Annotated in this window: 20 protein-coding genes; 10 read left to right on the top strand and 10 right to left on the bottom strand. The window is 48.2% G+C overall.

Translation table 11 applies throughout. From position 1 onward, the window contains the following. A complete protein-coding gene (locus GWG06_RS08930; RefSeq protein ID WP_160712679.1) occupies positions 1-2,652 on the bottom strand; it encodes a PAS domain-containing sensor histidine kinase in 2,652 nt (883 codons plus the stop codon). A gap of 303 nt (positions 2,653-2,955) precedes the next feature. Between GWG06_RS08930 and purE the strand changes: the two genes are divergently transcribed. From purE to GWG06_RS08910, 4 genes are all read left to right on the top strand, one after another. Continuing rightward, positions 2,956-3,411, top strand: coding sequence for a 5-(carboxyamino)imidazole ribonucleotide mutase (purE, locus tag GWG06_RS08925; RefSeq protein WP_127037583.1), 456 nt, complete (start codon positions 2,956-2,958; stop codon positions 3,409-3,411). 96 nt (positions 3,412-3,507) lie between these two features. Further along, entirely contained in the window at positions 3,508-4,461 is a 954-nt protein-coding gene (locus tag GWG06_RS08920) for a PhoH family protein (RefSeq protein WP_127037585.1), read from the top strand. Positions 4,462-4,735: 274 nt separating this feature from the next. Beyond that, the gene (locus GWG06_RS08915) at positions 4,736-5,224 is read left to right on the top strand and encodes a nuclear transport factor 2 family protein (protein ID WP_127037587.1); all 489 of its coding nucleotides are present in this window, start codon (positions 4,736-4,738) and stop codon (positions 5,222-5,224) included. Between the two features lie 220 nt (positions 5,225-5,444). Further along, positions 5,445-5,984 (top strand): inorganic diphosphatase, encoded by a 540-nt coding sequence (locus GWG06_RS08910; protein WP_202182980.1) that lies wholly within the window; start codon positions 5,445-5,447, stop codon positions 5,982-5,984. Between the two features lie 99 nt (positions 5,985-6,083). Here GWG06_RS08910 and GWG06_RS08905 read toward each other — a convergent pair whose 3' ends face one another. Next, positions 6,084-6,854: a C40 family peptidase gene (locus GWG06_RS08905; protein WP_127037589.1), complete on the bottom strand. Its 771-nt coding sequence runs from the start codon at positions 6,852-6,854 to the stop codon at positions 6,084-6,086. A gap of 91 nt (positions 6,855-6,945) precedes the next feature. Between GWG06_RS08905 and GWG06_RS08900 the strand changes: the two genes are divergently transcribed. The 4 genes from GWG06_RS08900 (at position 6,946) to GWG06_RS08885 (ending at position 9,798) form a co-directional block, all read left to right on the top strand. Continuing rightward, positions 6,946-7,518, top strand: a complete 573-nt coding sequence (locus GWG06_RS08900; RefSeq protein ID WP_127037591.1) for an RNA polymerase sigma factor — start codon at positions 6,946-6,948, stop codon at positions 7,516-7,518. Then, positions 7,511-8,602 (top strand): zf-HC2 domain-containing protein, encoded by a 1,092-nt coding sequence (locus tag GWG06_RS08895; RefSeq protein ID WP_160712677.1) that lies wholly within the window; start codon positions 7,511-7,513, stop codon positions 8,600-8,602. Before GWG06_RS08900 ends, GWG06_RS08895 begins: the two co-directional genes overlap by 8 nt. A 242-nt stretch (positions 8,603-8,844) precedes the next feature. Next, complete coding sequence (locus tag GWG06_RS08890; protein WP_160712675.1) at positions 8,845-9,426, top strand: RNA polymerase sigma factor; 582 nt, start codon at positions 8,845-8,847, stop codon at positions 9,424-9,426. 9 nt (positions 9,427-9,435) lie between these two features. Further along, positions 9,436-9,798 (top strand): anti-sigma factor family protein, encoded by a 363-nt coding sequence (locus tag GWG06_RS08885; protein ID WP_127037597.1) that lies wholly within the window; start codon positions 9,436-9,438, stop codon positions 9,796-9,798. A 144-nt stretch (positions 9,799-9,942) separates the two neighbouring features. Here GWG06_RS08885 and GWG06_RS08880 read toward each other — a convergent pair whose 3' ends face one another. Both GWG06_RS08880 and clpB read right to left on the bottom strand, forming a co-directional pair. Beyond that, positions 9,943-10,422: a nucleoside deaminase gene (locus tag GWG06_RS08880; protein ID WP_160712673.1), complete on the bottom strand. Its 480-nt coding sequence runs from the start codon at positions 10,420-10,422 to the stop codon at positions 9,943-9,945. Between the two features lie 100 nt (positions 10,423-10,522). Continuing rightward, complete coding sequence (clpB, locus tag GWG06_RS08875; RefSeq protein ID WP_160712671.1) at positions 10,523-13,123, bottom strand: ATP-dependent chaperone ClpB; 2,601 nt, start codon at positions 13,121-13,123, stop codon at positions 10,523-10,525. Positions 13,124-13,311: 188 nt separating this feature from the next. Between clpB and GWG06_RS08870 the strand changes: the two genes are divergently transcribed. Beyond that, positions 13,312-15,654 carry a PDZ domain-containing protein gene (locus tag GWG06_RS08870; RefSeq protein WP_160712669.1) on the top strand — a complete coding sequence of 781 codons (2,343 nt, stop codon included), beginning with the start codon at positions 13,312-13,314 and terminating at the stop codon, positions 15,652-15,654. Positions 15,655-15,803: 149 nt separating this feature from the next. Here the strand turns inward: GWG06_RS08870 and GWG06_RS08865 are convergent, their stop codons facing one another. Genes GWG06_RS08865 through GWG06_RS08850 form a run of 4 tightly spaced genes read right to left on the bottom strand, consistent with a single transcriptional unit; the run spans position 15,804 to position 19,893 of the window. Then, positions 15,804-16,646 (bottom strand): glycine betaine ABC transporter substrate-binding protein, encoded by an 843-nt coding sequence (locus GWG06_RS08865; protein ID WP_160712667.1) that lies wholly within the window; start codon positions 16,644-16,646, stop codon positions 15,804-15,806. Between the two features lie 17 nt (positions 16,647-16,663). Continuing rightward, positions 16,664-17,488, bottom strand: a complete 825-nt coding sequence (locus GWG06_RS08860) for an ABC transporter permease (RefSeq protein WP_160712665.1) — start codon at positions 17,486-17,488, stop codon at positions 16,664-16,666. Positions 17,489-17,502: 14 nt separating this feature from the next. Next, entirely contained in the window at positions 17,503-18,714 is a 1,212-nt protein-coding gene (locus GWG06_RS08855) for a quaternary amine ABC transporter ATP-binding protein (protein WP_160712663.1), read from the bottom strand. 30 nt (positions 18,715-18,744) lie between these two features. Continuing rightward, positions 18,745-19,893, bottom strand: a complete 1,149-nt coding sequence (locus GWG06_RS08850; RefSeq protein WP_160712661.1) for a hypothetical protein — start codon at positions 19,891-19,893, stop codon at positions 18,745-18,747. Positions 19,894-20,350: 457 nt separating this feature from the next. Here GWG06_RS08850 and GWG06_RS08845 point away from each other — a divergent pair, with 457 nt between their 5' ends. Continuing rightward, the gene (locus GWG06_RS08845; protein WP_160712659.1) at positions 20,351-21,631 is read left to right on the top strand and encodes an OmpA family protein; all 1,281 of its coding nucleotides are present in this window, start codon (positions 20,351-20,353) and stop codon (positions 21,629-21,631) included. A gap of 116 nt (positions 21,632-21,747) precedes the next feature. On the opposite strand, the gene GWG06_RS08840 is transcribed toward GWG06_RS08845, so the two are convergent. After that, on the bottom strand, positions 21,748-23,658 hold the full coding sequence (locus tag GWG06_RS08840) for a DUF3857 domain-containing protein (protein ID WP_160712657.1): 1,911 nt from the start codon (positions 23,656-23,658) through the stop codon (positions 21,748-21,750). Between the two features lie 3 nt (positions 23,659-23,661). Then, complete coding sequence (locus GWG06_RS08835) at positions 23,662-25,674, bottom strand: transglutaminase domain-containing protein (protein WP_160712655.1); 2,013 nt, start codon at positions 25,672-25,674, stop codon at positions 23,662-23,664. Between the last annotated feature and the right edge of the window lie 80 nt (positions 25,675-25,754).

The raw sequence follows: 25,754 nt of genomic DNA, 5'->3' as shown, positions 1-25,754 counted from the left end.
TTATTCGGGCCTAAATGTAATAATAAATTTGGTTCCCTCGCCAAGCCGGCTCTCTGCCTTTATACTTCCACCCATTGCTTCTACCTGTGTTTTGGTAATAAAGAGCCCTATTCCCTTGGCATCTTTATTCCGGTGAAATGTTTTACGGAAGCCGAAAAGCTTGTTACCAAAGCGTTCCATGTCAATTCCGATACCATTGTCTTCCACTGTCAGAATAATGTTACCATTCTGCCGCCATGAATGTAAATGCAACTCAGGGGTCTTTTCCGGCGATCTGTAACGGATGGCATTGGTAATAAAGTTCTGCAGGATACTGTCGAGATATACCCGTGGGTACTCAATTGCGGGCGCCTGTTCAAAATCATAGGTAATGCGGATGCTGCTCGTTTCTATATCTACCAGCAGAATATCCCTGACTTTCTGCAGCCGGTCAGCGAAAAGCAGCTTTTCCTTTTCCACGTTCAGGTCTTTGCGGATCTGCACTACTTCCACCAGGTCGTTGAGCGTTTCATCAATTTTTTTGATAACCTCATGCAACATGCCCAGGTACAGGTCTTTCTCCTGGATGGACGTAGCTTCGTTATGCATCTGCATCAGCGCACGCAGATTGGCGATAGGAGCGCGGAGGTTATGCGACGTGATATGTGCAAATTCTTCCAGCTGCTTATTCTGGTTAATCAGGTTCTTATTAAGATTGGAAAGCTGATCATTGGCTTTACGCAGATCCTTCTGCATTTTGCGGCTTTCCGTGATATCCCGCATGAATACAGAGATACCGCCGTCCTGCATAGGGGTGAGCAGGAAATCATACCATTTGTCCGGCTTGGGAAAATAGATACCGAACGATTGCGAGACGTGCTGCTGTATACATTCCTGCAGGCGCGCGTAGAATACGGTGCCGGATAAACGCGGAAACACTTCGAAGATATTGCTGCCCATTTCCACCTTTTCTCCGATCATCTTTTCCGCTTTCTGATTGAGGAAGTTGAGTTTGCCATCCTTTTCCATAGCAGCATACCCCATATCCACGGTATCAAAGAAGAGCCGCATCAGCTCTGTGTTACGGGTCAGCGCTTCCCTGATTTCCAGTTGTTCCGTTACGTCCTGCACTACGCCGAAGATACGTACCAGCTTACCGTTGGTATAGCCCGGCTGCCCGATGGTACGGATTTTTTTAGCACTGCCGCTGCGGGTTATTATCGGCAGCTGTGCATCAAAGGATTTACCGGAGAGAATACATTGTTCCACCATCATTTCCAGCTGCTGCCGGGGTTCGCCGGTGAAGAAGGACATTGCCTGTTCAAAATCTATATGGCCCTCCGGTTCACAGTCGTGTATCTTATAGGTTTCAATAGACCAGCGTACCTGCCTGGTATCAATATCCAGTTCCCAGCCGCCGATCTTACCTATTTCACCGGTCTGCAACAGGAACTGCTGGTTCTTCCGGTTTTCCAGTTCCTGTAGTTTCTTGTCGGTAATATCATTGACAAGTGCTACAACAATCATCTCCTTATCCACCGGTTCTACTACGGGGAAGACGGTCAGGTCGAGGTATACCTCCCTGCCGACGGTCGTCCAGCGTTCATCCCGGCTGAAGTCAATTTTTTTCTCCACGCGCAGCGCCCTGTTCTGATCAAGTGCCTGCAGGAATAGCTGATCCAGTTCAAACATGGTGGCAAGTTCATCGTTCATAACGTTGAAATGCCTTCTGGCAGCCGGATGCGGGGAATTGAAAAAGAAACGCTGTGTCTGATTGATCCGGCGTATAAAGCCGAAATTATCGAATTGTATATAGCCTATCGGCAGGTTTTCGATGATATTATCGAGTAGTCTTTCGCTTTTCTGGAGGCTTATTTCCGCCACTTTCTTTTCCGTGATGTCATCGAGGATCAGGAAGAAGTTGGACATACGGCTTTGCCGGTCTGTTACCGGGAATACGGTAGCCTCATAGTATACGGGGAACAGGCGGGAAATATCGCCGTAATGTTTTTCCGCGTAGTTGAGCAGAATTTCGCGTTTGAGTGTTTTGCCCGTCAGTCTTACATCCTCAAACATTTTGGCAAGACCGTTGAGGCGGTAGAAGGGATCATTGAGCCAGTTATAATCGGGGCGGGTGAGGAAGGCATGTTCGGCGCCCCATATTTTGCGCTGGCGGCTGTTCATTTCCACGCTGATGCCTTCCGGGGAGAACTGTTGCAGTCCGATGGGCAGGTTTTCCAGGATCTGCCGGAAGTATTGTTCATCTTCCATCACGCGCAGTTCAGAAATTTTACGTGCGGTGATGTCGAGGCCGAACAGTATATATTGTTCAATAGTGCCGGAGGCATCCGTTACCGGGCTGATAGCGGCTTCCAGCCAAACGAGGGTGGTGATGTCGGTGAGGAAGCATAACTGTTCCTTGACGGAGATGCCGTTTCGGAGGTCCTGCCAGATGCGTTCCCATTGGGACGGGTCCGCCGGATGTAAGGTATCGTGAATATTTTTCCCGCTGACAACAGCGGCGGACAGCTGCAGAGCCGCCGCCATCTGACCATTGAGGGACATAATGCATTCCGCGGCATCGATATTCATGGATAATGCGCAGGCATTAATGGCAGCCTCCAGGTGCTGCAGTTGCCGGTAATGCTGCTCCTCCTGCATAACTACATTCATTTAATTTATAGCGGGATCTAGATCGTTGTGTCGCAAACCCCCAAAATAGGCAATATATAATAAAAAAAAGCTATCGCAGTGATAAAAGATAGTAATTCCTCTCATTATGTTTATAGCATCTCTTCAGGGTAGTGTCCGGCAAACCGGCTGTAAAAGAGGCAGGCCGGCTGCATTTATCCACCTGTTGTGGATTTTCAGTTTTCTGTTTTTGTTAAACGATCAATATCTTCGCAGCGTGAATTTAGCTTTCTTTTTTTCCTGACATACAAATAAACAAATTTTCACATAAAAAAACCGTAATAAATGAAAGTTTTGATTATCATGGGTTCTGAGAGTGACAAACCTGTAATGGAAGAATCCCAGAAACACCTGCAGTATTTTGGAATTGACAACGAAATGATTGTTGCTTCTGCCCACCGTAATCCTGACAAAGTAAGAGAGCTGTGCATCACCGCGCAGGAGAAAGGTTTCGGCGTAATTATTGCTGCGGCTGGTATGGCGGCTGCATTACCTGGCGTAGTATCAGCCTATACCTCTTTACCTGTTCTGGGTGTTCCTTTGGATGGTGGTTTACCGGGTGGTATTGACGCACTGTATTCTATCGTTCAGATGCCGGCAGGCTTACCGGTAGGTACACTGGCTGTAGGTAAGGCAGGCGCGCGTAACGCGGCTGTGCTGGCTGCCAGAATCCTGGCGCTGGGCAACAAGGAGATTGCTGCCAAAGTGGAAGCATTCAAACAAAATGGTTATAGAATTTAGTGATTGCTTAACATTACTGCTCTCCAGGTTGTCGTATAATTCATATATTCGGATTGAAAAACCCGATCATTTCCTGGAACTTAAATCATTGAATCATTGACTGAATCCATTATTAACTTAGATAGTATTAATCCCATTGAGTTTTTCGGTGTTAATAACGGAAAACTGGATTTGCTGAAAAAGAAATTCCCACTGTTAAAGATCCTGTCCAGGGGTACCCAGTTAAAATTGAGTGGGTCGCCGGAAGAAGTGGCTACAGCGGAGGAAAAAATCAGTCAAATCGTAAAGTACCTGGAACGCAACGGTAATCTGACAGAGAATTACTTTGAGCAGATTCTGGGTGATGAAGAAGGGACGAAGATTGATGTTTTCAGCGATCGTAACCCCAATGAAGTACTGGTATTCGGACCGAATGCCCGTACTGTAAGAGCCCGCACTGCCAATCAGAAAAAGATGGTAGCGCTGGCGGACAAAAATGACATCGTATTTGCCATTGGCCCTGCCGGTACGGGTAAAACCTATACTGCAGTAGCCCTGGCTGTACGGGCATTGAAGAATAAAGCTGTAAAAAAGATCATCCTGACGCGTCCGGCGGTGGAAGCAGGCGAAAGCCTCGGTTTCCTGCCCGGCGACCTGAAAGAGAAGATTGATCCGTATCTGCGGCCGTTGTACGATGCACTGGATGATATGATCCCTGCCGAAAAGCTTAGCTATTACATGACCAACCGGGTGATAGAAATTGCCCCCCTGGCGTATATGCGCGGCCGTACCCTGGATAATTCATTCATCATCCTCGATGAGGCGCAGAATGCGACCGACCTTCAGCTTAAAATGTTCCTGACACGTATCGGCGCATCCGCCAAAGCTATTATTACCGGTGATCTGACACAGATTGACCTGCCTAAAAACCAGAAGTCCGGGCTGGAAAAAGCCACCCGTATCCTCCGGAATATAGACGGCATCGGTTATGTAGAGCTGGATGAAGAAGACGTGGTAAGGCACAGGCTCGTAAAAGCCATTATCAGGGCCTACGACGCAGACAAGGAATAACAGGTATCTGAGATTTTTTTATTTGGTTATTTAATTATTTAAAATGCAGCGAAGATGATCGCGTATTGTTAGGCTGCATTCAAATAATTAAATAATCAAATAGAAAAATCTCAAATATTAACGCTTTGTTAACGGTCTTTGCAGTAAGTTCACCTGTTTTTTCGAAGGGATAATTCAGAACGGAAGCCAGTGTATCGGTATGGCGGTGATCGTGTCTTTGCAGATTTGAATGTTTAACCCTATTTTTGTTGTGATATATTAATTTACCGACCGCATGACCAATTATCGTCGAATTCTGACACTGGCAGTAATGGGAGTATTACTGTTGAGCAGCTGTAAAAAACGGGCTACCCCTCAGGAAGTGGCACTGGCGTTTATGCATGCAATACAGGATTCGAACTTCGACCAGGCAAGGGATTATGCCACTAAAGAGTCCCAGCAGGTAATACAGATCTATTCCATTTTCGATGGCCGCCGCAGCGATGCGGAGCGGGAAAAAATCAAAAATGCCAGAATAGAAGTGGTTGGCATTGAGGAAAACGGAGACAAAGCATCTGTAACAGTACTGAATTCATCGGCCCACCAGAAAGAAATCCTCCTGCTGGTAAAGGAAAGAGGCCAGTGGAAAATTTCCCTGACATTTGAAAGCATTATTCCTAACTACATTCCGCCAGCCAACACGGGTACAGGCATGGACTCCACCGCTGTGCTGTCTCCCGATACCACAACCGGCAGCAACATGGCAGTCCCCGCTGTTAAATAATTCACTCCTGCTTCCCTGTTTTTCAGGAAGAAAGGATAATTTTTAGCTATTAACCGCGAGTTCCCTTAATTTTGCCACGCATAATGGATGGCGTATGTGAATGATTTCCCGTACACAACGACGGAAACCGGACCATATCTTCATGAAAAGTGAGGTGGAAGCCCATTTTTCAACGTTAAGCAATATTGAACCAATAATTTTAAAGAAAAGTAGATTAATTATGATGACAAATCCCTGGCACAGTGTGAGCCACGGCTCTGAAGTGCCAAATGTTGTAAATGCAATTATAGAGATTCCAAAGGGATGCCGTGCCAAATATGAGCTGGACAAAGAAAGCGGATTGCTGAAGCTGGACAGGGTTTTATATTCTTCTGTTTACTACCCTGCCAACTACGGTTTCATACCTCAATCATACTGCGACGACCATGATCCACTGGATATCCTGGTACTGTCACAAATCGAATGCGTTCCCATGTGTATCATCGAAGCGAAAGTAATCGGTGTAATGCAGATGATAGACGGCGGAGAAGCAGATGATAAAATCATCGCCGTAGCTGCCAACGATATGAGCGTTAACCATATCAACGACATTTCAGAATTGCCTCCTCACTTTATTGATGAGATGAGACATTTCTTCGAAGAATATAAAAAACTGGAAAGGAAAACCGTTGTGGTAGAAGAATTCCAGAATAAGGCAAAAGCTGAAGCCATCATTACCCAGAGCTTTGAAGACTACAGAAAAATCTTCAAGCAGCAGTAAGCAGCCACGCCGGCAATTCATTACAGGGGAAAGGATTTTACATTTTTTTGAGCGTATTTTATACACTCATCAACTGTAAAATCCTTTCCCTTTTTTATATCAGTAATAACGCCTGATGATACGCAGCTTATGCGTTCTCAGGTGCGTATCTGCATTGGTAATCCCCTGATTATCGATCGGATCAATGCGCACCTTACCGGAGGCATGGATGATCTCATGATCGTTCAGCAGGATACCCACGTGCGTAATTCGTCCTTCTTCATTATCAAAAAAAGCCAGATCCCCCAGCCGCGCTTCCTGCAGAAAATCCACCGTAACACCCTGTGTAGCCTGCTGATAAGCATCCCGCAACAGTGAAATACCGGATAACCTGAATACATGCTGGGTAAAACCGGAACAATCTGCGCCGAAGACACTGCGCCCACCCCACAGATAAGCGGTATTCAGGAATTGCAACGCATTATCCTTCAGCTGTATTCCGGCCGCTTCGGGGGTAGTTATATTTGCAGGAGCATCTGCCAGGGAAACATGTATATTTCCCCATTGTGCGGACAATTGGTGGTATCCTTTCACCAGACAGCCGTAAGGTACCATCATCGGCACGCCATTCATAGTAACACGGTTAACCCAACCCGGCAGATAATGCGTGGCGGAGGTATGAAACAGCTTTTCATCAATGGGCTCCAGGTGGGAGGCACTGGCCCAGCCGGTGTAGTCGTCGTACTGGTTCTTTATCTGAACCCATCCGTCTGCTGTTGTTGCTATTATCTCCAGGCATTCTCCCCACAGCAGTTGCGAAATCATTTCACTTTTGTGTGCAGCCGTTGCCCGCAAAGGCGCAACTGGCACAACAACAATGGCGTATGGCATATAAATTGTATAAATCCGTTTTATTATTCAATATTCTCGCGTCCAAATGAACTTTTTCCGCTTTTATACGTAAATATATAGTAATAAGTTTATGCACCAACAGTTAACCAATTTATCAGATAAGGAGTTAATATCCCGGGCCAGGAAGCAAAAAGACCGGGAGGCAGAAGGTGTGTTAATGGACAGATACAGTCACCTGCTCGTAGCCATCACCCTTCCCTATCTGCATACAACCCCTCCGCCGGACCCCAATATCATATTCCCTACCCTGCTGCAGCGGCTCAGCGCCAGCCTTAAAACACAGACCATCTATAAAGTCAACGAATGGATCCTGCATGTACAGAAAGGATACCTGGGCAAATCCGGAAAAGATACCCCCTTCTACCCTTCCCGCAACGGAAGAGACCTGCTTCACATCGAAAACAAGGTAGACAAGGCCGCCACCAATATTATTGACCGGCAGGACCTTGCCGTAAGACTGGAACAGGCTTTGCAACGGATGAATGCAGACGATCGCGATCTGATTACACAGTTTTACCTGGAAAATAAAACTTTCGCTGATATAACAACTGCCAAAGGTATTACAAGAGAGAAACTGAGAAGCCAGTTAAAAGCAGCCAAGGGAAAACTAGCCAAGCTATATATGAATCAGGGATATGTTTAGTAGCAAACCAAGCAATGAAAAGTTATTAAAGGTTTTTTCCGGTATCCGTTGTCTGAATAAAGATCAGCTTCCCCGCTATCTGGATGGCAGACTGACCGACATTGAGAAACATCTGGTGGAACAGCACCTGACTGACTGCGACCTGTGCTATGAGGCCCTACAGGCACTGGAACAGGAACCCGGTCAGGAAAAATACCAGGACCTCACGGGAAAACTGCAGCGTTATATACTGGAAAGTATAGAACCGGTTTCGCATGTGCAGAAAATGGCGCAATACACCAAAAAGGAAAAGACCAAAGAAAGCATGCTGACCTACTTCTGGTTATTTGCTTTCATTGCCATAGGCGTCAGCAGCGTGTATGTGCTGCGCGGCCGCATGCGCAACCAGCCCCCTCCTGCTCCGAACAAGATAGCAGCCGCTGCACTGCCCGACAAAAAAGACTCCGCCGATATACCAGCGGACCAGCAGCCTATTGTAACCCCGTCTGATGCAGAGACTACCCCGCACCATACGGCTGTTACCACCAAACCCGCTACCGCTACTACTGCAACACCCGCTGTGCCACGGCCACCGCTCTCCCCTGCCGACTCCATCGCCAGGGCTAAAGCAGCAGCCCTGAAAGCCCAGCAACGAAAAGCCACCGCGGATAGCCTGCATAAAGCAGCAGCCCTGCAAAAACAGGACTCCCTGCGGAAAGCCAAGGAAGCGGAAGACAAAAAAGCGGAACAGAAAAAAACAGAACAAAAGCCACCGGAACCCAAACCCGAACCTAAACAGGAAGAAAAAAAACCGGATCCGCCCAAAAAAGAAACACCGGCCCCGGAACCTACCAACAGCGACGAATACCTCTATAAAGCCGCCATGGTATACCAGCAACAGGGCAACCTCAGCGAAGCCATCGACCGATACCGGCGTATCGAATCCGTCAGCTCCGGCAAATACGTGGAAATGGCCCGCTACCAGCTCGCCATCTGCTACCGCAGCAAAGGCCAGATGGGCAAAGCCCGCCGCATGTTCCGGGAAGTCATCCGTATGGACGGCTCCCTGAAAAACAGCGCCCAGCAAGCGCTGGATAGCATGTAGGAGAAGTTGCGGCTGTGGTTGGCTGGTTTTGATGGTCAATTACGAATTACGAATTGCGAATTACGAATGCAGAAGCGAAGATTAAAACGAAGATGAAAGAGGATAAGTATTAAATATCACCTTAAATCTTCGTTTTAATCTTCGCTTCTGCATTCGTAATTCGCAATTCGTAATTCGTAATTAACTTATTTTATGGATTTTTGCATTAAACACATCTTATCTGTGTTCGATTTTTTTAGCCTGTGAATAATTCTGAGATACAACAACTGACTGACCAGGAGTTACTACAACGGTTCAAAGCTGATAATAACAGTGAATGGATAGGTGTGCTCTTTGACCGCTATGCCGTGCTGTTGCTCGGTATGTGTATGAAATACCTGAAGAATGAAGAGGATGCCCGGGATGCGGTGCAGCAAATCTTCCTTAAAGTATTATCCGACATCAACAGACATGAGATACAGTTTTTCCGGGCCTGGATTTACCAGGTAGCCAAAAACTACTGCCTCATGCAACTGCGGCAGCAGCACATGAAATACAAGGAAGAGATTACAGACAAAAATGCCGGCGCCCTGGAAGCTGAACAGGAAGACCAGCAACTGCATCAGCAGAAAGACCTGCTGCTGGAAAATATGGAGCAGGCCATGAACCTACTCAATCCGGAGCAACGCACCTGTGTACAACTGTTCTATCTACAGAAAAAATCCTATCAGGAGATAGCTGACCAAACAGGTTACAGCTTACTGCAGGTGAAAAGCTATATTCAGAACGGCAAACGTAATCTCAAACTTTTACTGGAAAAACAACAACGCGCAAACAAGCGTTAATTTGCATCAATGAGTGATATGAACGAGCATTTCAACGATATTTTTGTAACAACCGGTTGTCCTACCCAACAACAGCTGCTGGACTATGTACAGGGCAGATTGTCTCCGGAAGAACGACATGAGGTAGAAATGCACCTGACTGACTGTGAACTTTGCAGTGAGGCCGTAGAAGGACTGTCTGCAATAAAGGAGAAGGAAAAAATCCCCGGCTGGATTTCAGAGATGAGATGGGACCTGATGAGGAAACTGCGCAAACGTACCCGTACCCGTAGAAAATCAGAAAATCATATACCCCTTACCGTTATCATTATCTGTATCATCTTTCTGCTCCTGGCACTGTTCTGGGGCTACCACTTTGCCACCCACAAATAGTACTGCCATTTGATTATTTGATTATTTGATTATTTGAGATTTCGTTCGTCTGAATGGTATACCGCTGAAATGCAGCAGGCATCATTAAGACGAAACAAATCTCAAATAATCAAATAATAAAATCTCTCTGCATAAAAGTGTCCGTTAATAAAGGTTCCTGTTTCCGCTTTCTTTCCATTCGCTGAAAACCTTCCAGGCGTTGGGATTGTGCAGGGGGATAAGCGGAATTCTTTTTTCGTTGTGGGGTACATTTATTTCGCGGTAGATGAAGGAGTCGTCGAAATCGATGGCGGCTGCATCTTCTTTGGTATTGGCGAAATACACCCGCAGCGGCCTGGCCCAGTAGATAGCCCCCAGGCACATGGGGCAGGGTTCACAGGAGGTATATATTTCGCAGTCTGTCAGCTGGAAGGAGGCCAGCTTCCTACAGGCTTCCCGGATGGCTACTACTTCGGCATGCGCCGTAGGATCAGTATGGGTGAGTACCTGATTCCAGCCCTCTCCTATAATTTCATCCCCCTTTACCACAATGGCGCCGAATGGTCCGCCGTCGCCGCTTTCCATACCTTTGCGGGAAAGTTCCACGGCATATTGCATGAATTTCTGCTCTCTTTCTCCTGGCATCGTACTGCATATTGGTTCTATCAAATTTACCGAAAAGACATAAAAAAACCCCGCGAGGAATCGCGGAGTTTATTGTAACTATGTATCGTCGTATTTAGAATTACTTGTTTCTTATTACTACCACACCGTCGAACACATCGATCAGTACGGGTTTGGATTTATCAATATCGCCTGCCAGAATCTTCTTACTCAGTAAATTGATAATCTCCTTCTGGATTAATCTTTTCAGTGGTCTGGCGCCGAACTGCGGGTCATAACCCTGTACAGAAAGATACTCCAGCGCATAATCAGAAAATTCCAATATCATGCCATTTTTCGCTACCATGTCCTTCAGTTGCTGTAACTGAATGTTAATTATTCCCTTAATTTCTGCTCTCATCAAAGGCTGGAACATGATGACTTCATCTACCCTGTTCAGGAACTCCGGACGGATGGTGGTTTTTAACAATTCCATCACTTCTTCCTTCGTTTTATCTACTATTTCCTCGCGGTTAGTCTCATTGATATTTTCGAAGTTTTCCTGGATAATATGGCTGCCCATGTTGCTGGTCATGATGATGATGGTGTTCTTAAAGTTCACCACGCGGCCTTTGTTGTCTGTAAGACGGCCATCGTCCAGTACCTGCAACAGGATGTTAAAGGTATCGGGGTGCGCTTTTTCGATTTCATCCAGGAGTACGACGGAATAAGGCTTACGGCGTACGGCTTCGGTCAGCTGACCGCCTTCATCATATCCTACATATCCCGGAGGCGCGCCCACCAGGCGGCTCACGGAATGCTTCTCCTGGTATTCGCTCATATCGATACGGGTCATCATCTGATCGTCATCGAAGAGATATTCTGCCAGGGCTTTCGCCAGCTCTGTTTTACCGACACCGGTAGTACCGAGGAAGATGAATGAGCCGATAGGTCTGCGGGGATCCTGCAGTCCGGCACGGCTGCGGCGGATAGCATCGGATACCGCAATGATGGCTTCTTCCTGGCCTACCACTCTTTTATGCAGTTCTTCTTCCAGGTGCAGCAGTTTGTCCTTTTCGCTCTGCATCATCCGGGATACCGGGATACCGGTAGCTTTCGCTACGTTCTCTGCGATATCTTCCGCATCAACTTCCTCTTTAAGAAGACGTTTATTGTTTTCAGATATTTTACTCAGTTCTTCCGTCAGGTCAGTTACGATCTTTTCCTGCTCTTTCACCTTACCATAGCGGATTTCCGCTACCCGTCCGAAATCGCCGTTACGTTCTGCCTGTTCGGCTTCGAGTTTCAGGTTTTCGATCGCTGCTTTGGCATTCTGTATCTTGTCTACTACTTCCTTCTCTGCCTGCCATTTGGCTTTGAACGTATTACGTTCTTCACTCAGGCGGGCGATTTCTTCTCCCAGTTCTCTCAGTTTATCTGCATCATTTTCTCTTTTGATCGCTTCTCTTTCGATTTCCAGCTGACGGATTCTTCTTTCCAGTTCATCCAGCTGCTCCGGCATGGAATTCATTTCCAGTCTCAGTTTGGCTGCACTTTCATCGATCAGGTCAATGGCCTTGTCGGGCAGGAATCGATCGGTGATATAGCGGTGCGATAATTCTACCGCCGCAATGATGGCTTCATCTTTTATCAGCACATGGTGATGGCTTTCATATTTTTCCTTCAGTCCGCGGAGGATAGAGATAGCATCTTCCACGCTGGGTTCATCCACCAGTACCTTCTGGAAACGGCGTTCCAGGGCCTTATCTTTCTCGAAATACTTCTGGTATTCATTGAGCGTGGTAGCGCCGATAGCACGGAGTTCACCGCGGGCCAGGGCCGGTTTCAGGATGTTGGCCGCATCCATGGCGCCTTCCATAGCGCCGGCACCGATGAGGGTATGAATTTCATCGATGAAGAGGATGATTTGTCCATCGCTTTCCGCTACTTCTTTTACCACACCTTTCAATCTTTCTTCAAATTCACCGCGGTATTTGGCACCTGCCATGAGTGCCCCCATATCGAGACCATATATTATTTTGGATTTGAGGTTCTCCGGCACGTCGCCATTGAGGATCCGGTGTGCCAGTCCTTCCACGATAGCTGTTTTACCCACCCCTGGTTCCCCTACCAGGATGGGGTTGTTTTTAGAACGGCGGGAAAGGATATGCAGTGTTCTGCGGATTTCCTCATCACGGCCGATCACCGGATCCAGCTTGCCTTCGCGGGCCAGCTCATTCAGGTTTTTGGCATATTTCTGTAAGGTATTGAACTGGGTGCCGCCGCTCTGTGAGTTAACGGTTTCCCCTTTGCGGAGTTCCTTAATAACCGCTTTCAGACCTTTTTCAGTCAACCCGGCATCCTTGAGTAATTTGGCGGTATCATCGCTGCCGGTCAGAATAGCCAGCAGAAGATGCTCCACGCTTACAAACTCGTCTTTAAATTCCTTGATGGAAGCGCCGGCGCGGAGCATAACGTTATTGGCATCTCTGCTCAATACCTGTCCGGCTTCGCCGCCTGATATTTTCGGATATTTCTGTAATAGATCATTGAGTTTGCTGCTGAGCAATGAGGTGTTTACCGCATTCTTCTTCAGCAGGTATTCCACCGGGCTATCGTTATCGTCCAGCAAGGCTTTCAGGAGATGTCCCGTTTCAATAGCCTGGTTCTGGTTATTAAACGCCAGCTGTTGTGCCTGTTGCAGGATCTCCTGCGATTTTATTGTGAAATTATTTAAATTCATAAGTTACTTTTTTTCTCCTTTTTGTGTTTCCAAACGTGCATTTCTAACAACAAACCCTGATCCAATGTTGCACATTCGGAAATTCTGGCATATAAATGCAAAAGCACCTGCATTTTTAGCAGAATTTTAGCTTAGTAACTGCTAATTTTTCATTAGCCCGTTAGCAGGAGGATTGTATTTTAGCTGCCATGAGAACTGTATACCTGCTAAGCCTGCTGACGGGGTTATTATTATCCGCCCGGCCGGGACATGCACAAAAGAAGAAGAATGATAAAACCCTGTCCGTTTATGTAAGCAGGCAGCACGTAAAGCAAAAGGCGCTGCCGCTGCATTATGCACCTGAGCAGCTGCCGGAGGCGCTGAAAACTCTCCGTAAAAAATACCCTGATAAAGACATTACCGTTTATTTCCGGGGAGGTACCTATTACCTGCAGCAGCCTTTGGTGCTGACACCGGAGCATACTAACGGTAAGGGACATACTATTTTCCGGCCGCTGGATGCTGCGGAAACAGTTACACTCAGCGGAGGGCAGCCGCTGCAGCTGGTATGGGAACCGTGGAAAGATGGTATCTATAAGGCAGCGCTGGATCTGCCGTATGATTTTGATCTTTTATATATCAATGACGAGCAGCAGATAAGAGCACGCTATCCGAACTATGACAGCAGCGCGCGGCATTACAACGGCAGTGCTGCGGATGCCATCAGTCCGGCCCGCGTAAAGACCTGGAAACACCCGCAGGGCGGGTATGTGCATGCCCTGCATTCCGGCGAATGGGGCGGCTACCATTACCGTATCACCGGCGTTAATCCGGATTACAGCCTGCAGCTGGAAGGTGGTTATCAGAACAACCGGCAGATGGGCATGCACGATACCCATCGTTTTGTGGAAAATATACTGGAAGAACTGGATGCAGCGAAGGAATGGTATTATGACCGTGCCGGCAAAACCCTGTATTATAAGCCTTCTTCTACTCTTCAGCTGAAAAAAGCCACGGTAGTAGCGGCGCATCTGCCGGGCATTATTGAGCTGAAAGGCAGCGCAGATAATCCGGTACAGCATATCACGGTCAGGGATATACGTTTTGCGCATACCGCCCCTACGTTTATGGATACCCGCGAACCGCTGCTGCGCAGCGACTGGACCATATACCGCGGTGGCGCCGTGCTGCTGGACGGTACCAGGGATTGTAAGATAGAGGGTTGTACCTTTTCCTATAATGGCGGCAATGCTGTATTTGTAAGCAATTACAACCGCGGCGCTGTCATCAGCGGATGCCATATTCACCATGCCGGCGGCAGTGGCATCAGCTTCGTTGGTAATCCGGATGCCGTACGCTCCCCGCTTTTTGAGTATAATGAATCGCAGCCGCTGGCCGCCATCGACACTGTTCCCGGGCCTGCAACCAGCCATTATCCGGATTCCTGTATTGCCTATAACAACCTCATCTACCGCACCGGCAGTATAGAAAAGCAGACCGCCGGCGTACAGATCTCCATGGCCATGGAGATCACCGTTTCCCATAATACTATTTATGACGTACCACGGGCCGGCATCAACATAAGTGAAGGTACCTGGGGCGGCCACCTCATTGCGTATAACGACGTATTCAACACGGTTCTGGAAACCGGCGACCACGGCGCCTTCAATTCGTGGGGTCGTGACCGTTACTGGCACCCCGACCGCCGCCATATGGATAGCCTCGTAGCTGCCCATCCCTGGCTGATCAGACTGGATGCCATCAAAACCAATGTGCTCCGTAACAACCGCTTCCGCTGCGACCACGGATGGGATATAGACCTGGATGACGGCAGCAGCAACTACCACATCTATAATAACGTATGCCTTAACGGGGGACTTAAATTAAGAGAAGGATTTTACCGCACGGTGGAAAACAATATCATACTGAACAACTCCTTTCATCCGCATGTATGGTTCGCCAACAGTCACGATATCTTCCGGCATAATATTGTCACGGCTACCTATAAACCTATCGGTATTAAGTACTGGGGAGATGAGATAGATTATAATTTTTTCCCGGAGATGAGCGCCATTCATCCGCCTACCGACAAACACTCGCTGGCAGGTGATCCTATGTTCACAAATCCGGAGAGAGGCAACTACCAGGTAAAAACAGCCTCGGCGGCACTCACAACCGGTTTCCGTAACTTTTCCATGCATGATTTCGGCGTAGTATCACCCGCCCTGCAACGCATCGCCAAAAAAGCGCCGCTGCCTGTCCTGCAACGTCAGACCGGCGCCGCCGCTACCCTCACTAACTGGGAAGGCGCGCAGATAAAAAACATCGAAACACTCGGAGAACGTTCCGCTGCAGGTCTTACCAGCAACAACGGCGTATATGTAATATCCGCACCGCCGGGATTGCGTCATGGTATCCAATCCGGTGATATCATCCTGCAGCTTGGCAACAAACCCATTAACAATGTTGCCGATCTGATAAAGGCCTCAGCAACGGATAAAACAGGTAAAGTGAAGGTGCTGAGGAACCAGGTGGGGATTGTGCTTGAATGATAATTACGAATTGTAAATTACGAATTACGAATTGCGAATTACGAATGAGGAGCGAAGATATGAGCGGAGAAGTAAATTCTTTATCCGCTCATATCTTCGCTCCTCATTCGTAATTCGCAATTCGTAATTCGTAATTATCCCAATAATGGTTACCAATTCTTCACCACTTCCCCATTCTCCTTTATCCATTGTTTAATAACCGCTGTTTCTTTTCCGTCTGCTTCGGCCATAGCCCCCATGAGGGAGCCGAGCTGGTCGCTGTTCAGTTTGAAGTTGCGGAAGAAGTTAACGGCGATGGTATCGCGGACAGAGAATTCGCTGTTGGCTACGATCTGGATTTTTTCTGTTTCGCCGAAGAGTTTTCTGGGATCTTCGAGGAAGCGCAGTTTGTAGCGGGAGAACATAAAGTGCGGGGACCAGCCAGTCACTACAACCGGAAGTTTTTCATCAATATTCTTTTTAAGGGTGGCCATCATGGCTGCTTCGCTGGATGACTGCAGCTGGTAGTCCAGGCCGTATTCCCGGATAGCGTCTTCTGCCTTGGTCATGATGCCGGCGCCGGCATCGATGCCTACCACGTTGCCGCCGAATTTAGCTTTATCACTGCTCAGTTCTTCGATTGTACGAGTGGTTACATAGTCAGGAACGACGAGGCCGATACGGGCGCCGTCGAAGCTGGTATTCAGGACGGTGAGTTTATCACCGAAAGTTTCCATATAGGTTTTATGGGTAACCGGCATCCAGGCGTCCATGAATACGTCTGCATCACCGCCGGCAACAGCGGCGAATACCGGCGCTACATCGGCATTTTTCAGGATGACTTTATAGCCTTTTTCTTCCAGCATCACTTTAGCCAGTTGTGTCATGGCTACGCCTTCAGCCCAGTTGACATAGCCGATGGTAATTTTTTTATCAGCCGGTTTTGTTTCCTGGTTACATGCTGTAAAAATGGTAACAGCAGCAACCATCGCGAGGGTCAATATCTTTTTCATGTGCTTATGTTTTATTTTTAGCGTGTAGTTTTTTTCTTTCCGAAAGATTGTGTGATACGGTCCAGGATGACGGCCAGGATCACTACTGCAATACCTCCTTCAAAGCCAAGTCCTATCTTCAGTTGGGTAATTCCCTTCAGTACTATTTCTCCCAGTCCGCCTGCGGCGATCATGGCAGATACCACTACCATAGATAACGACATCATAATCGTTTGGTTGACACCGGCCAGAATGGTGGGTAAAGCCAGGGGCAGTTCCACTTTAAACAGTAGTTGCCGGCGGGTAGCTCCGAAAGAACGGGTAGCTTCCACCATATCAGCCGGCACCTGGCTGATACCCAGGGTGGTTAAACGAACAGCCGGCGGCATTGCAAATATAATGGTGGCGAAGACACCCGGCACTTTTCCCAGGCCAAAAAATAATACGGCCGGAATCAGGTACACGAAAGCCGGCATGGTCTGCATGAAGTCCAGCAATGGTCGCATAACTTTGCCTACCATAGTGCTTCTGGCGGCCCATATACCCAGGGGAATACCGATCATCAGGGCAATAAATGCAGATACCAGGATCAGTGAAAGTGTTTCCATGGTGGGCATCCAGTATCCCATACCATAGATGAGCGAGAGGCCGAGCGCCGTGATAAGGCCTACGCCCCAGCCGGCTCTTCTCCAGGCGATGAGCGCCAATGCAGCTATCACCACATAGAAGGGCATGCAGGTAAAGAGCCATAATACACCGTCCACCATCGTTTCCACACCACTCTTAATAGTTTTAAAGAAAGGGTGAAAATTGTGGGTGAGCCAGTTAATGAATTGTTCTATATACTTTCCAATTTTAATCATAAGTTCATTTTCGTTTAGGCGGTCAGGTTAGCCGCGACGGGCTGTCTGCCGGTAGTTTCAATGACCAGTGCGGTCTGGGAAATCAATCCCAGCAGTTTATTATTCTCCGGATTTACAACGGCCACTGGTTTATCTGTTTCCGCGATGAACGGAAGCATCTGTTCTACGGTAGTATCGGCGTATGCTACCGGTACGTCGCGGTGAATAACGGCTTCAATGGTTTTATCGCCGCGTTGTTTGCATTCCAGTATCTCGCGGAGGTATACAAAGCCGAGGAAGTGTTTGTCTACCGTAACTGCCGGCAATATATCCAGGCCGGTAGCGCGCATTTTACGCAGGCTTCCTTCCGGGCCGTCTTTACGGAATACGGCGACGGTAGGTTTTGTATCCATCATGGAAGAGGCGGTGATAATGGCTTTACGGTCTACTTTTTCCACGAAAGAGGATACGTAATCATTGGCGGGTGCGGTGAGAATTTCTTCCGGGGTACCTATCTGTATCACTTCTCCGTCTTTCATAATGGCGATACGATCTCCGAGGCGGATGGCCTCATCGAGATCGTGGGTAATGAAGACGATGGTTTTATGCATTTTCTCCTGGAGGTCGAGCAGTTCATCCTGCATCTGGGTGCGGATGAGGGGATCGAGTGCGGAGAAGGCTTCATCCATCAGCAATACTTCCGGGTCGTTGGCGAGTGCGCGGGCCAGTCCTACTCTTTGCTGCATACCGCCGGAAAGTTCTGCCGGCAGCATATTCTCGTAGCCTTTGAGTCCTACCAGCTCAATGACTGCCTGTGCTTTTTCCGTTCTTTCCTTTTCAGGAATACGTTGCAGCTCCAGGCCGAAGGCTACATTCTCCAGTACGGAGCGGTGCGGCAGCAGTCCGAATTTCTGGAATACCATGGAGATTTCCCTGCGGCGTACCTGTTGCAGCTGCTGATCGTTCATAGCGGTGATGTTGGTGCCGTTAAGGATCACATTTCCTGCGCTGGGTTCAATGAGCCGGTTCAGGCAGCGCAGCAGGCTTGACTTACCGCTGCCAGAGAGGCCCATGATGACAAAAAATTCGCCTTTTCCTATTTCGAAAGAGGCATTCTTTACCGCTACCGTACAGCCGGTAGCGTCGAGGATGTCGGCTTTGCTCTTTCCCTGTTTCAGCAGCTGCAGTGCGGTATGCTGATCGCGGCCGAAAATCAGGGTGAGGTCTTCTATTTTTAGTTTAGGCATATCCGTTAGTTTTTAAGGGTGAAGAGATGATCAGAAATAGTATCCGATGTTGATGTTAAATCTGCTGTGCCAGCCTGCTCCGGGCGTTCCGGCGGCGAGGGCTTCATTCCAGACAGGACCAAGCCAGGGATGGTTTTTCCCGGAGGCCCAGTCTATATAGGTATAGATATGGCCTGCGGTAACCATACATCCCAGCACGTTCATCTGCGTGTCGTGAAAATCTGTAGCTGGTTTGCGCATATAGGAATAGTCATTGTAGAAGGTGAGGGCGCTGACGGGCCCCCATTTCACCGGCTGGGTAAACGACAGGGAAGCGGTATGCATAAAGGCTTCTGCGGCTACCTGGTAGGAGGCGCCATAGGCGGCCATGTCCACGTATCCGGAGAACTGCGCGGAGTCGGCCGGGTTATAGCGGTAATACATGGATGCCAGTTTAAGATTCCATTTGCCGGCATTCAGGTTGCTGTGCAGGGCTGCGGCCCAGTGGCTGCCCATATTGCCGGACGGGATATTGTATAATCCGCCGAGCATAACGGAAGCGCCTATACTTTGCTGCGGGAGGAACATATATTCCGCGCGGGCATTACCCTGATTGACTTCCTTATTACGGCCGGCCACGTCGTAGGAATAGCGGCCGGGATCTGTGGCTGATTTATCTCCGAAATTCAGTTCTTCTGCATTCTTGAAGAAAGCCAGCTGATAGTTCCATTTATTGCTGCGGCGTTCGAATTTGATGCCCATATCATAATCATCTTCCTTACCGGTGTAATATGGCAGGTTAAAGAACCAACTGTGGGAATTGTAGGTCAGGTTACCGAAGGGCACCTGCGTCAGGCCTATATCTACGTGTGTGCTGTCATTGAAGCGATAGCGCACATATCCTTCCTTGAGCATCCCTCCGCCGAAATCTTTTGAATAGAAGCGGTATTCCGCATGCAGGGATAAATTTTTCCAGGCGGCGTCCGCGTTGATGCGGAACATGTCGAACCCGAAGTCACCGCCGCGCTTCACCTGTTCTTTCTTCCAGGAGGAAAGGTTGTAGTTAAAGCGCAGTGCTCCACCAATGCGGAAGGTGGGTTTGTCTTTTTTGGTCAGGGTACTATCCTGTGCAACCACGAGCATACCAGGCAAGAGGAGCAGTAAGCATAGCAACAACCAATGCAATGATGTTTTAATCATAGACATTAATTATTTAATATGTTTAAGCTGATCTGTTCCCAGGCGACATAGGAGTACCTATGAGCGGAGCCACTGCATAAAACAGAAGCGGGGAAGGAAAACCGGGCGCGATGCGGCCCGACAAATGATCAATTACCAATAAATATTGGCTGTAGTAGCGCAATGCACTGTGCTCGGAAGGCACATTTAACAGCCGGAAAATGCGTTAAGCACGGCAAAGATACAAAAAAATGGCAGAGGCGCCAAGCTTTAAGGAAAAATAAATAATTATCTATCTACAAATCAATTAATTATATGAACAAATAGCGAATTAAAAAGATGGTTAAACATATATATGTAATGTTTTCTGTTAATCTTGCCGGGCAATCAAACAACCCGCCCTCCCTTGTTGTTATAAAAAATCTGAAGCCACAGGTGTGTTTCAAATCTTCATTCTTCATCATTAAACCCTACAATTATGTCATTTGACTTACTAGAAAGTGCAAAAAATATTTTCAACAGCAGCGTTGTTAGTCAGGCATCCTCACAGTTGGGAGAAAGCGAGGGGGGCATACAGAAGGCATTGAGCGGCATTATCCCGACCATTTTTACCGGTTTGCTGAACAAGGCAGGATCTGATGGTGATGCAGGAGGGATATTCAACATGATCAAGAGCGTAGCCGGGGACGCCAATTCATCTGCCATAGCAGGAGCGCTGGGAGGCGGCGGGCTGCTGGCCAAGGGAGGCGATCTGCTGAGGAGTCTTTTCGGAGACAAAGTAAGCAGTATTACCGGTATGCTGGCTTCTTTCGCGGGCATTAAAGAATCGTCTGCCAACACCTTACTGCAAACAGCTGCTCCGGCCACGCTGGGAGTAGCCGGCCAGTATGCGGTACAGAATAACCTTACGCCTAACTCTTTCCTCTCCTTCCTGAATACACAGAAAGATAAAATACTGGGCGCTGTGCCCGGAGGGCTGAATCTCGCCGGGGTATTGGGTCTGGCCAGCCTGGGAGATCTCAGTAAAAAGTTGGGCAACCTCGCTTCCGGTATCGGCAGCGGCGCTGCCAATGCTGCCAATACCACTATCAACACCGTTAAACAGGCCAGCGGCGGCCGCTGGATATGGCCGTTACTCCTGATCCTGGTGGCTATCATCCTGCTGTGGTACCTGATGAAAGGCTGCGGCGGCGGTAAACATGACGGCACTGTGGTAACCGACAGTATCACCACCAGCCAGCTGGCAGATTCGGCATCCATCAACGTTACGGAAACCACTCCTGTTACGGAAACACGCGAAAGCATCAAGGTGACGCTGCCTGACGGCACCATTCTGGACGCTTATAAGGGCGGCATTGAAGACCAGCTGGTCACCTTCCTGAAAGACGGCTCCAAATCTGCCGGCAAAGACGTGTGGTTTGACTTTGACAACCTCAATTTCAAAACCGGCAGCGCACAGCTCACCGATGAAAGCAATAAACAGATCGGCAACATCGCCGCTATCCTGAAAGCATTCCCTAAAACAAAAATCAAGATAGGCGGATACACCGACCGTACCGGCGACAGCACCCAGAATGTGAAACTCTCCGGTCAGCGTGCGGAAGCAGTAGTTACTGAACTGAAAAAACTGAACACCGATATGGCTCAGCTGCTGGGCGCAGAAGGCTACGGCTCTCAATTCGCCAAAGCTGCGGCCACCGCTCCTGACGAGGAACGCAAAAAAGACAGACATATTTCTGTCAGTGTAAGAGAGAAATAGGAGTTATTTTATTATTTGATTATTTGAGATTTTGTATCCAATAAAAAAGCCCTCCGGATAGTCCGGAGGGCTTTTTTATTGGATACAAAATCTCAAATAATCAAATAATAAAATGATTACATTTTCAGCATGACGAGGCGGGCCCGGTCTGATTTGTTGATGGCGCTGTAGAATTTTACCAGGTCCTCGTATGCGGCCACCGGAAAGGTGCCGGCTTTACGCTCCATTCTTCGTATGTACGTTACCGTATTTCCGCTGAGGGTAGTGGAAGCGGAATAGCTGCCAAATTTAGTTGTCAGTTCCGTGGCGGCAGGCAGGGATTCCAGCTTGTATCCATCCGGAATGGTGATCTTTACCGTATCGCTGTGCAGGAATTCATACCGGAAGCGCAGCGGGGAAATACGGGCGGAATCATTGGTTAGTTTGGGTATGGACCTGTTCAGTACATTAGGCGTTACAAAAATACGTTTACCCGTTACCGTGGCATAGCCTTTACAGTTGAGAACGATGTGTTCTGCTATGGAAGGATTTCTGGAAAGTGTTTCTTCGCAATCATAGGAAACGATGTCGTAGCTGGCAATATCCAGTTCGGAACGCATGCGTTCCAGCTGTTTTTCCTTGTTCAGGGCATGCAGTACTTCGTGAAGGTCGTCCTGTTCCATGCCGGTGCGGACCGTCAGCGCATCTGCCTTCATGTTGCCGTTTTCGTCCAGGGTGGCGCTGATGGTGCGGTGTTGCTGATTACTGGCCATACCATAAACGGGAGTGCGTACCAGCCCGCTCCCCTTTTCGTCGAGGAGCAGCACCTGGCGGCCGGCTGTAAATCCGCTCAGGTAGCCTGATGGCAGCGTATTGCTGGTACATTCCAGCCAGGTGGTATCCTTCGCACCGGGGATGCAGAGTATCACGTGATCAAATCTGTCTACCGGAAAATCCTCCTGCACATCGGTCTGTCCTTCTCCTGATTTCACCCAGGCGCAGCTGGAAGGGATGCCGGCTTCTTTCAGCATAGCCATCATAAAATTGGAGAGGGCTTTACAATCGCCATAACCTTTGGCAGCGGTGGTTCTGGCATCAAAAGTCTGTAACCCGCCGATACCCAGCTGGATACTGATGTAGCGGTAATTCTGCTGCAGGTATTTATACAGCGCGGCAATTTTAGCATCGTTGCCGGGCAGGTTATCTGTCAGCTGATGTACTTTCTGTTTAATATTATCGGGCAGCTCATCCCGGCCGGCATTCAGCGTATAGGCGAAGAGGCTCAGTCCTTTCCAGGTGTTCATATTACCTTCATAGTCATCCAGCCGGAATGCATCCGGGGCCAGCCATACGGTAGGCGTGAGTTTATATCCTTCCAGGGAATAGTATTCTTCCTTGTATACGGGCAGGTTTCGTACTTCCCAGCTATAGGATTTCTGTCCTTTGTCTTCCCGTACAACCGGCTGACCGGGATAGCAGAAGGTATGATAACGGAATTTGAAATCTGCCGGCGTGTTTACCGTCAGCCGCGCTTCCTGTACAGTGCAATGCTTCTCGTCGCGTGGTGTCCAGCGGGGAAACAGAAAGGAGTTGTTCAGTTTCACCTCTACCTCATACTCTACCGTATACGGATATACGTTATGGTAAAAGCGATGGATTTTATAGCGGCTGTCCGTCATCAGGCTACCATCGCCCTGCTGGCTGACATCCCTGAGATCTGATTGTTTCAGGCGTTTGATCAGTTTGCCGTCTGCATCATAGAGCGCTCCGCTGATGGATTTAATCTCTGTCTGTTTATCGTAGCGTTCCACCATTCCGGCTGCAGCAGCACCTTCTTCATCCAGTACGGTGATAAAGATGTGGCTGACCATACGCATTTCCTTCAGGCTGGTCACCTGGAGCGTCCGTTCGTCCAGTCTTTTTACCAGGTGCGCTTCTTTTTTCAAAGAGTCGGGTATGGCGCTCACAGGATACACGGGATCGCCCGCCAATACAGGGATACGGGCTGCTGTCAGGATCAGGGCGACGGTTAATTGCAGGAATTTCATCAATTACTTTTTCTTTTTTAATACAATCTGTTCTGCCTGTTTATTTACCACTATATCGAAGAAGCTGCGCAGATCCGTATAATCTTCCGGTGCGAAGGTGGCTTTGGTCAGCCTTACCCGGCAACGCATCTGGATCATATTACCGCTGTGCTGGATCAGGTATTCGAATACGCCTTCATCTTCATTGAACTTAACGATACCGGATTTAGGTATTTCGTCTACTTCATAACCATCAGGCACCTCCATATTGAAAGAATACACTTCATCGAATACCGCCGGCATTTCTACCGGGAAATTGCGTTCTGCGGATTTGAAGATGTTCTGTTTGGTAATTTCACTGAAGAGGGGGTTCAGGTAGAGTACATCTTCCTCACCGGGTTTCAGGGTGAATTCAAACTGCACCATCACCGGAGATTCCAGTTCTTTCAGATCATTGATATTTTCGTTCTGCATCTCCATATCCCAGGCAGAAAATTTCTGCTGATAATTTTTGAAGAATTCTTTCGGGCCTTTTTCCTTCACTTTCTCCCGGATGCCATACGATTCAAAGTAGGTAGGTCTTTGCTGAAAGCTCCCTTTCCACTCGCCTTTTTCCAGTTTACCGAGGCTGACGCTGGTGAATTTCTGTTCCCGCAGGGAATCTGCCGCATAGGGAATGATGTAGGCATCTGCATTAACCATGCGTCCGTCGCCGTTATAGCAGCCGGGGTGCAGTTTACCGAATCCCAGCAGCGGGTCGGAGGCATCAAGGCTGGTGATGGCGCTGTCCAGCACCACGCTGGCGAGGGTATAGTTAAAGCGTGTCAGCAGCGGGTAGTACGGATATACAAGACCGTTATCGCGGGTACTGAGAATAACCGGGTAAGCCTCCAGTTTAGCGCGTTTCAGCATGGCGATCAGGAGCAGGTTGATTTCTGCGACATTGCCGTTTTTGGTATTGAAAACACTTTTCAGGCTATGGGAAGCCCACATGGAGCCATGTTCGTTACAGGTGTAGTTATCCCTTACCCAGCGGTAGATGGCCATAGCTTTCTCCGTATCTGTTTTAGCATTCTTAACCAGGTTATCGGTTACGTCTGCCAGGAAGCCGTTGTTATTATTAATGGCTTCGCTGAAATTTTCATCTTTCTGCAGCGCTGTCATTAAAGCATTCCAGGTGGTACGGATAGGTTTGCTGGGTTCGTTGGGATAGTTGATGGCTGACAGCTGGAACTCGATTCTTCTCACATAATTATCCAGTGTAGTAATAAAATCCTCTTCTTTCAGGGCTGGTACATCTTTCATGACCCATCTCCAGTTATAAACTGTTGGCGTAGCCGTGCCCATCTGCGAAGGGCCTGCGCCGTTGCGGGAGAGGAAGGTCATGTTGGTACGGCCCACTTTTTTCTCTTCGATAAAGAATTTTCCGTAGCCCTGCGGAATCTGCACATAATCGAAGTATTCGGGTACGCTCACTTTGTATTCGCTCCACAGGCGGGGGTAGGTACCCTGGAAGTCCCATGAGCGCAGGTTTCTGTAGTAGGGAGATAAAATGGAAAAGGTATATTCAATGATGGTGCCTTCCTTTACCGCCGGGAGTGCAAATTTTTTGTAAACATGATTCTTATCCTGTTTATCCGTAAAAATGTTGCTGGTTTCCATTTTTGTTTCCACCACTTCTCCGTTTTCCAGGTTGTAGGAAATTCCTTTCAGGCCCTGGATGCGTTCTTCGTCGGATCCTTCCTTATAAAGTCCGATGCGGATGGTTGCCAGGTCATAGGCGTTTTTATCCAGAATTTTAATGCGGCGATGAACTTTATACACCAGGCGGAAGCCATCAGCGTCTGTTTCAAATTCAGAGGACCCTATTTCCGCGATCACGAGGGCATGGGCGCCGGAATCCTTTTCAGGCAGTTGTACTTTAAAGTCTTCTTTAGAGATTTTACCAAATTTGATTTTGCTGCCGTCCTGGGCAAATGTAACAAGGGGTACCAGTGCCATCAGCAGCACTTTCAATAGTACAGGTCTATATTTCATAAAAATGGGATGAATGGGGGCGAAGGTATATAACATTCCTGAATTGCAGACTCCGGTCATTAATTCGTTAATCCATGGGT

The organism is Chitinophaga solisilvae, assembly GCF_009928525.1.
In the GTDB taxonomy this organism is placed as follows: domain Bacteria; phylum Bacteroidota; class Bacteroidia; order Chitinophagales; family Chitinophagaceae; genus Chitinophaga; species Chitinophaga solisilvae.
This window is presented reverse-complemented; position numbering and strand designations above follow the sequence as displayed.

Bases quoted from the DNA above. Each gene is read 5' to 3' on its own strand.
- GWG06_RS08930 (WP_160712679.1), bottom strand. From the start codon at position 2,652: ATGAATGTAGTTATGCAGGAGGAGCAGCATTACCGGCAACTGCAGCAC.
- purE (WP_127037583.1), top strand. From the start codon at position 2,956: ATGAAAGTTTTGATTATCATGGGTTCTGAGAGTGACAAACCTGTAATG.
- GWG06_RS08915 (WP_127037587.1), top strand. From the start codon at position 4,736: ATGACCAATTATCGTCGAATTCTGACACTGGCAGTAATGGGAGTATTA.
- GWG06_RS08910 (WP_202182980.1), top strand. From the start codon at position 5,445: ATGATGACAAATCCCTGGCACAGTGTGAGCCACGGCTCTGAAGTGCCA.
- GWG06_RS08905 (WP_127037589.1), bottom strand. From the start codon at position 6,854: ATGCCATACGCCATTGTTGTTGTGCCAGTTGCGCCTTTGCGGGCAACG.
- GWG06_RS08900 (WP_127037591.1), top strand. From the start codon at position 6,946: ATGCACCAACAGTTAACCAATTTATCAGATAAGGAGTTAATATCCCGG.
- GWG06_RS08895 (WP_160712677.1), top strand. From the start codon at position 7,511: ATGTTTAGTAGCAAACCAAGCAATGAAAAGTTATTAAAGGTTTTTTCC.
- GWG06_RS08885 (WP_127037597.1), top strand. From the start codon at position 9,436: ATGAGTGATATGAACGAGCATTTCAACGATATTTTTGTAACAACCGGT.
- GWG06_RS08880 (WP_160712673.1), bottom strand. From the start codon at position 10,422: ATGCCAGGAGAAAGAGAGCAGAAATTCATGCAATATGCCGTGGAACTT.
- clpB (WP_160712671.1), bottom strand. From the start codon at position 13,123: ATGAATTTAAATAATTTCACAATAAAATCGCAGGAGATCCTGCAACAG.
- GWG06_RS08870 (WP_160712669.1), top strand. From the start codon at position 13,312: ATGAGAACTGTATACCTGCTAAGCCTGCTGACGGGGTTATTATTATCC.
- GWG06_RS08865 (WP_160712667.1), bottom strand. From the start codon at position 16,646: ATGAAAAAGATATTGACCCTCGCGATGGTTGCTGCTGTTACCATTTTT.
- GWG06_RS08860 (WP_160712665.1), bottom strand. From the start codon at position 17,488: ATGATTAAAATTGGAAAGTATATAGAACAATTCATTAACTGGCTCACC.
- GWG06_RS08855 (WP_160712663.1), bottom strand. From the start codon at position 18,714: ATGCCTAAACTAAAAATAGAAGACCTCACCCTGATTTTCGGCCGCGAT.
- GWG06_RS08850 (WP_160712661.1), bottom strand. From the start codon at position 19,893: ATGATTAAAACATCATTGCATTGGTTGTTGCTATGCTTACTGCTCCTC.
- GWG06_RS08845 (WP_160712659.1), top strand. From the start codon at position 20,351: ATGTCATTTGACTTACTAGAAAGTGCAAAAAATATTTTCAACAGCAGC.
- GWG06_RS08840 (WP_160712657.1), bottom strand. From the start codon at position 23,658: ATGAAATTCCTGCAATTAACCGTCGCCCTGATCCTGACAGCAGCCCGT.
- GWG06_RS08835 (WP_160712655.1), bottom strand. From the start codon at position 25,674: ATGAAATATAGACCTGTACTATTGAAAGTGCTGCTGATGGCACTGGTA.